Source organism: Streptomyces phaeochromogenes, from assembly GCF_001418655.1.
Lineage (GTDB): Bacteria > Actinomycetota > Actinomycetes > Streptomycetales > Streptomycetaceae > Streptomyces > Streptomyces phaeochromogenes.
On sequence record NZ_LIQZ01000193.1, the window covers coordinates 26,999 to 33,143 of the forward strand.

General features: G+C 67.9%; 5 protein-coding genes. 1 reads left to right on the top strand and 4 read right to left on the bottom strand.

Annotation, left to right across the window (positions count from 1 at the left end):
* Positions 1 to 136: 136 nt before the first annotated feature.
* The 4 genes from AOK17_RS25860 to AOK17_RS25875 are packed head-to-tail and all read right to left on the bottom strand — an operon-like array spanning position 137 to position 5,017.
* Entirely contained in the window at positions 137 to 1,417 is a 1,281-nt protein-coding gene (locus tag AOK17_RS25860) for a hypothetical protein (protein ID WP_055614946.1), read from the bottom strand.
* A complete protein-coding gene (locus AOK17_RS25865) occupies positions 1,414 to 1,680 on the bottom strand; it encodes a hypothetical protein (RefSeq protein WP_055614947.1) in 267 nt (88 codons plus the stop codon). Before AOK17_RS25865 ends, AOK17_RS25860 begins: the two co-directional genes overlap by 4 nt.
* Positions 1,677 to 4,334, bottom strand: a complete 2,658-nt coding sequence (locus AOK17_RS25870; protein WP_055614948.1) for an SUMF1/EgtB/PvdO family nonheme iron enzyme — start codon at positions 4,332 to 4,334, stop codon at positions 1,677 to 1,679. Before AOK17_RS25870 ends, AOK17_RS25865 begins: the two co-directional genes overlap by 4 nt.
* Positions 4,331 to 5,017 carry a class I SAM-dependent methyltransferase gene (locus tag AOK17_RS25875; RefSeq protein ID WP_245697348.1) on the bottom strand — a complete coding sequence of 229 codons (687 nt, stop codon included), beginning with the start codon at positions 5,015 to 5,017 and terminating at the stop codon, positions 4,331 to 4,333. Before AOK17_RS25875 ends, AOK17_RS25870 begins: the two co-directional genes overlap by 4 nt.
* Positions 5,018 to 5,556: 539 nt before the next feature.
* On the opposite strand from AOK17_RS25875, the gene AOK17_RS25880 reads away from it, so the two are divergent.
* Complete coding sequence (locus AOK17_RS25880; RefSeq protein WP_055614950.1) at positions 5,557 to 6,039, top strand: hemerythrin domain-containing protein; 483 nt, start codon at positions 5,557 to 5,559, stop codon at positions 6,037 to 6,039.
* The last annotated feature ends 106 nt before the right edge of the window (positions 6,040 to 6,145 follow it).

Genomic DNA, 6,145 nt, shown 5'->3' on the forward strand with positions numbered 1-6,145 from the left:
GGGCGTCGGTGCCGCTGGACGTCCCGCAGCCCGCTTCGGATGGCGCGTCGGCCATCATCGGGTTGTAGCGCTCGATGAAGCGGTGCCGTGCAGAAAAGGTCAGCCGAATACAGCTGATCCATACTGCCCTCGTCTTCTACGTCCTTCTGTCTCCGCCCCGCAGCGATGACAGGACCAGGCGCCCATACCGGGTGGTGAGGACTGCCGCTGCGGCGGCGACCGAAAGACCGAGTGCGATGAGCAGGTGTGACACGGAGTGGTCGTCGAGGACCTGCAGGATGCCGAGGGCCGTGCCGAGGGGTAGGCCGAGAATGGTGAGGACGCCCAGGGCTCCGCTGATCTGCTGGCTTTCCTGGGTCTGTACGAGCCTGCTGTAGTCGGCGGCTTCGGCCAGGATCTCGTTGAAGCGGGCGGGGAGTCGGTGCTGGTTCTGGAAGGCGAGCAGAAGATCGTTCGCCGCGCCGTGGGCGGTGAGGTGCTGTCTCCAGTAGGTGCTGCGGAACACTGCGATGTTCCTCTCCAGGGTGGCCACCCGGCGTGCCAGACGGGAGGAATTGAACACCTCGGACAGTTCGTCGGTGAGTTCGTCGATGTGATCGCGCTGGAGGGAACCGAGGAGCAGGGCGTCGAGGTAGACCGTACGAGAGTGCAGCGCACCGAACTCGAAGAAGTCGCCGGCGCCGGTGTCGGGCCGGTGGCCGAGGAAGGCAGCCCCTTGCCGTAGCACCAGGGCGCTCCAGTCCGCCGAGATCCGTACGGTGTCCTTGAGCTGTGCGTCGGCTGTCTCCGGAGGGAGGGGGAAGTCCTCCGGTATGGAGCGTGACGCCAGCTGCCACAGCCATCGGTCCGCGGTGGCGGGAAGCGCCCCTTCCAGGCCTGTGCGAAGGGCGGGGGCATCCTGGGTCGTCGGGGTCATGAAGCTGATGGTGTAGGGCCGGGCGATGGCGAACGGCGCGGCGGGGTCACGGACGTCCGCGATGCCGGCGAGCAGCCCAGCCGGGTCGAAGGGCCCGGTGAGGAGTTCCGTTGCGGTGCTCTGCCTCCGCCCGGCCAGCACCCGCAGCACTGGCAGCAGTGGTCTGTCCACGCTGAAGTGCAGGACGGCGAGCGCGTGTTCGGGGTTGCGGGCGGTGGCCGCGCGCAGGAGTTCCACGCCAAGCAGGTGTAGTCCGTCGTGCTTGGTGTCCAGCGGCAGGTACCAGCGGCGAGGCCGCCCGGGCGCCCCGTAGAGGGCGCGGGCGGAGGCGGGCGCGAAGTACGTGGACCGGGCTACCGCGTCGGTACGGCGGCTGCCCAGCTCGAACGGGAACGGCCCTTCGGCCCAGCGGGGGGCATGTAGCAGCCGTACGGGCAGGACGACCGTCAGCTCCTGGCGCGCTCCCATGACGTCGTCCAGGGGCGGAACACCGGCGGTCATCCGTAGTACTCGGCAGCTTCGGGCTGGTCGAGGCGGATGACGAACTCCGCCCGGTCGGGGCTTTCGGCGCTGACGTGGAAGCGGACACGTTCGCCTGTGCGGACGGTCCGGAACCCCTCGGTCACGATCTGCCGGTAGTCGAAGCCGTAGTACCGCTCGTCCTCGTCGTCCCGGATGATGTAGGAGCCGAGCGCGCCGCTTGGCCCCCCGCCGCTCGGTCGCCTGTCGACGATGGTTCCCTGCCGCGGTCCGCCGCCACTCATACCGTCGGCTCCTCTTCTCCAGTGGTGTCGGCGACGATGTCCTGCACGCACCGGAAGCCAACCGCATTGCTTCCGCCACGCTTTCGGTAGATGCCTTTGGTGCTGGCCTGCACCGCGCGCATCGGGTTGTCGTAGCTGCCGCCGCAGATGACCGCCTCGCCGGGGTCGGTCAGGCTGGTAGAGGTCCATTCCCAGCAGTTGCCCACCAAGTCGAGGACACCGAACGGGGAGCGGTTGCCCGGGCGTTTGTCGACGGAAGTCACCCCGGCCCGGCGAACGGCGTCGTCCGCGAAGTCCCGATACCACGCCTGGTATGTCACCACCGGCCGGCCGACCCACGAGTCGGCGCAGTTGACGCGAGCGCTGTCGGGCGTGTCGCCCCAGGGGAACAGCCGCCCGTCGGTGCCGCGTGCGGCAGCCTCCCATTCGAGAGAGGTCGGCAGACGTTTGCCTTCGAATGCCGCACAGGCGTACGCGCTCCACCAGTTGACGCAGATGGCCGGGTGGTCGTCGTAGCGTGAATTCTCGTAGTAGTCGGGGCGGCGCAGCCGGTCGGTCCAGGGGCGGTGTGTGACGTGGGCGGGCTGTTCGGGGTGGTCCCACTGCGACGTGCCGTCCGATTCGAGCGCGTCGAGGAAGCGGCGGTAGCGGGCGACGGTCACCGCATGGCGGTCGAAGCGAACAGGACGCTGGACGTGACGGATCAGCAGCCGTTCGGCCGGACCGACCAGGTACGCCCCCGCGGGCAGTACGCAGTCGTCCGTTCCTGGACTGCCGGGCATTCCGGCGAGGAAGGCACGCACCTGCTCGGTGAGGAAGGCGCCGTCGGGAATGTCGGCTGCCGCGTCCCGGCTCGCGGGCTCGGCAAGATGTCGGGCGGCCAGTAGTTCCTGGTACGCCGTGTGCACGAACGCGACGTGATCCGGCCCGGCAGGGCGCAGGAGCGGTGCGAGAACGCACGCATCGAGTTCGAGGCGTCCGTCCGTGAAGGCGTCTGCCCCCAGTTGCCGGTGCAGGTCGAGGAGGGAGAATACGGTCCGGTCGGTGAGGAAGGCAGGTCCGAACGCGGTCGGCAGCTGCTGCTCCAGTTCGGGCCGCCCACGCTCGGTCAGCGTCCGCGTGATGTGTGCGCCGAGGATCTCCGCGAGCGTCCGCCCCGGTGGAAGCTCCAGCGCCGCAGTCAGACGCTTCTCCAGAGGAGTGGCCTCGGGCTCGGCCAGGCGTACGACATGGAAGTGCGGTACACGCGACGGGTCGACGCCGTTCGCGTACATCTGCTCTACCAACTGCTCCGAGCGGCCCGCACCGCTGTCCAGCAGCTGACGCACCTGAGGCGAGTCCGCGAGGAAGGACACCCGCGAACTCATGACCACCGCCGATTCGGCCGACAGAACGGCCGCGAGATCCGCGAAGAGCCGCAGGAACCCTGCGGGGCTGGCCTCCTCGACACCCTCGTCGACAGCATCGAGCACGCACAGCGCGGTCCCCGAACGGATCAGGTAGAGGAACAGGTCGTAGGCGCGCGAGCGTTCCGAGGCCATGGCCGGCGTCAGGATGCGCGCCGCGTACTCGGAGAACGGTTCGTCCTTCGGTTTGAGCCCCAGGTCGAAGTAGAAGCGGAAGCGGCGGATCTCGGGGTTGACGGCCAGGGAGCGCAGAAGCGTGCTCTTGCCGCTGCCCGGGCGACCGGTGACCAGGACGTTCGCGCTGCCGCGCGCGAGGCGCGCCAGCAACCCAGCTGCGTCCCCGGACCGCTCCACCTTCGACTCACCGGTAAGCGGGTCCGTGGTCAGAGCCGCTGCGGCAACGGCGGTCCGTGGTTCGGCAGGGTCGTCCGCCGAGGCGAGGTCAGCGAGGTGCGTCTCGACACTGACGATAGTGTCGACGAAACCGTCGTATCGCACGATCCGGAAGTCCAGGCCCAGCATCCGATGCAGGGCGCCGGGCGCCGCACCGTCGTCGTCCACTACGACGAACCGGGTGAGCTTGGGCAGCCGGGTGCGCAGCAGCTCGCCACCGCTCGCGGCAAGGACGGTGCTCAGATCGTCCGCGTCCCTGGAGAGCATCAGCTCCACGTACTCCAGGCGCATACCCGACTCGCGGCAGAAGAGTTGATACACGGTGTCGGGGCTGAGGACGAACCGCTTGGCCTGCCGGTAGCCGAGGGTGACGTACAGCCCGGCCAGGAACTCGCAGCGGCCCGCCACCTCGGGCGCCATGTCCGGTTCACCGCCAAGAAGCGCCGCGCTCCCGGTGTCGGTGAACCAGACCAGCACGTCGACGAGCCTGCGGACCGCCAGCAGTCCGTCCTCGTCGCTGATGTCGTACCCATCGTGCGTGGACCGGTTGCGGAGCCGCCGGATGTCTTCGAGCGCGTCGATGACCGTGCTGCTCCGGATGTGCGGACGACAGCGTTTGACGAGGTCGTTCAGGGCTTTGGTCGAGGGGTCGCCCTCGATGCCGTGGTGACGCCACAGCTCCTTGAGTAACTTCTCGGTCAGTTTGCCGATGAGGGCGACGGCGTTCTCGGGATAACCGTCGTTGAGGGACCTCAGCGGCCGTTCCAGATCGAGCCCCAGCCGATCGGCGATCCGTGAGTGATCGTCGAGTTCGCTCCGTAGGCGCCGCAGCCGTTCGTCGACCACGGTACTCACCTGTTCCCACCTCGCCGTTGCCCGAGGATGAACGTGAACCGGTCGGGAAATACAAGGACGGGCTCCGGATGAGCGATGCGCATCTCTTCGATGCCCTTCTCGATCTCGTTGTCGCTGAAGGTGGAGAGCAGAGACATATAGCGGGCACGCACCATGCCGAGGTACCTGTCCCTGCCGATACGCAGCTTGTGCTCGACGTGGGTGAGTTCGGCTTGCAGCCCTGATGCGCGCAAATGCCGCTCGATGACGGCCGGGTCCGGCTGTAGCTCCTCGAAACGGTCGAGGGCCGCCTTGAAGAGTGGGTATTGGATGGTGGCCGGGAGCATCACCACCAGCAGTCGGCCTCCGGGGGCCAGTTGGTCGCTGAGGCCCTGGAGCGTGTGCGCGGGGTCGGTCACATGATGCACCGACTCCTTCAACCACATCGCGTCGAGCTGCTCGTACGGCAGGTGGGCGCGCTGTTCTGCAATGTCCTCGGCGGACGCGACGATCGGCGCCAGATCGGGTGGCGGCGGTGTGCCGAGCCGACGGAGCATCGCCTCGGACGGATCGACGCAGAGAAGTGGACGGAGTGGTTGGACCTGCCTGGCTACTTCCTTGGCGAACAGGCCGGTGCCCGAGCCGATGTCGGCGATTCGGTCCATGGGACGGAGCCGCAACGCCTCGACGATCCGGCCGGACATCCAGGGAACGTAGTCGGGACCGTAGACCCAGTGCTCGTCGTACTCGGCTGCCAGCTCCTCGTAGTGCCCACGCGCGTCGCGCCGCTCCACGATCCCCCTCGTGCGCCGTGTGTCACCGCTTGTGCTCTGCTGCGTTGTGTCGTTCGTCCACGCAGCTCGCGGCGTCCTTGCCGGACGTCGTCAGGCTATCGCGGGTGCCTGAACGGCAACAGTGCGTAATGCGACAGTGGCTGGGCGGTTGCATGAGTCTCGCGCAGCGCCGTCGTCGCGGTGTCCTTTGGTTCAGCCAGGACGAACTTGCCGAGTTCAGTAGCGAGATGCGTACCGCCGTTGCGTCCAGGATGGACAACGAACCCGCACCGGACCGTTCCCTCTGTCCCGCTCTGCGTCTCCGTGGCGTACTCCGCCGCGAGGTCGGCCCGCTCGTGGCCCGCTAGGGGGCGGACGGGTCAGGCAGTTGAGTGATTGACGTAAGTCCGGGCGCCTCTGTAATCTCAAGGTGAGTTTGCTTTGAAAACAAACTGTTCTGGAGGGTCTCCATGCCAGTTCCTCAGCACATCGACAGCCAAGCCGCCGGGCGGCAGTTGCTCGTCGGGCATAGGGAACTGCGTGCGCAGCTCGCGGCGTTGCGGGCCGCGCTCGACGAGGAGGGCGGGCTCACAGCGGCCGTGGGTGGGAACGGCGACGGTGTCTCCCTCGTGCAGCAGTTACGAGCCCGCTGCCTCGAGTACTGCCTCGGGCTTCACCACCACCACACCATGGAGGACGGCGCCTTTCCCGTCTTCGAGCAGCGCTATCCCGAGATCGCCCCCGTCATTGAGCGGTTGAGGGAAGAGCATCGGCAGGTGGCCGCCGGGCTCGACCGGCTCACCAAGCTCGTGGAGAGTGATGACGGGCAGGACCTGACCTGGCTGCGGGGGGAGTTGGAGCGGACCGTGGCCGGGATCGAGGAGCATTTCGTCTACGAGGAGACGTATCTGCTCCCCGCCCTGGGGGTGACCCCGCCCGGTCCCACCTCCTAGGACGGCCCCGCACCCGGCCCCTCCTTCGGGGATGGTGTCGCACCCGGCCCACCTCGTACGACGGTGCTGACCCGGCCAACCCACCTCCCACGACGGTGCCGCACCC

Bases quoted from the DNA above. Each gene is read 5' to 3' on its own strand.
- AOK17_RS25860 (WP_055614946.1), bottom strand. From the start codon at position 1,417: ATGACCGCCGGTGTTCCGCCCCTGGACGACGTCATGGGAGCGCGCCAG.
- AOK17_RS25865 (WP_055614947.1), bottom strand. From the start codon at position 1,680: ATGAGTGGCGGCGGACCGCGGCAGGGAACCATCGTCGACAGGCGACCG.
- AOK17_RS25875 (WP_245697348.1), bottom strand. From the start codon at position 5,017: ATGTCCGGCCGGATCGTCGAGGCGTTGCGGCTCCGTCCCATGGACCGA.
- AOK17_RS25880 (WP_055614950.1), top strand. From the start codon at position 5,557: ATGCCAGTTCCTCAGCACATCGACAGCCAAGCCGCCGGGCGGCAGTTG.